1 protein-coding gene is annotated in these 395 nt (G+C 65.8%); it reads left to right on the top strand.

The genetic code is table 11. The annotated features are described in order from the left end of the window. Positions 1-368 (top strand): EF-hand domain-containing protein (locus AB6A65_RS16360; protein WP_371039467.1); only part of this gene is annotated, 368 nt, incomplete at its 5' end. Positions 369-395: the final 27 nt, after the last annotated feature.

The raw sequence follows: 395 nt of genomic DNA, 5'->3' as shown, positions 1-395 counted from the left end.
CGCTGATGGGCATGGGCCTAGAGCGGTTCGACGCCGATGGCGATGGCGTGGTGACTTCGCAGGAAGCCCATGAAGGACTGCAGGCCCTGCTGGCGGAATATGACGCCGATGGCGACGAAGCCCTGTCGCTCGCTGAATTCGAGACCCTCCACAGCGCGCTCATTCGCGAAACCATGGTGGACCGCTTCCAGTTCCTCGACGACGACGGCGACGGTGCGGTGTCGGTGGCAGAGATCGTGAAACCGGCCGACATGATGGAGCGCATGGAGACGATGCGCGACGGCATGATGCCCGGACCGAACGGCGGCATGCGGGGCAACGGCGACATGATGGGGGCACCCGGCCAGGGTCGGATGGACAACAACTGAGCCCGCCGTACCGCCACCCCTTGCCCG

Origin of the sequence: Rhodosalinus sp. FB01, from assembly GCF_041365715.1 — a bacterium.
GTDB lineage: Bacteria > Pseudomonadota > Alphaproteobacteria > Rhodobacterales > Rhodobacteraceae > Rhodosalinus.
Note: the sequence above shows the minus strand (reverse complement) of the source record. Positions and strands in the feature narration are given on the sequence as shown.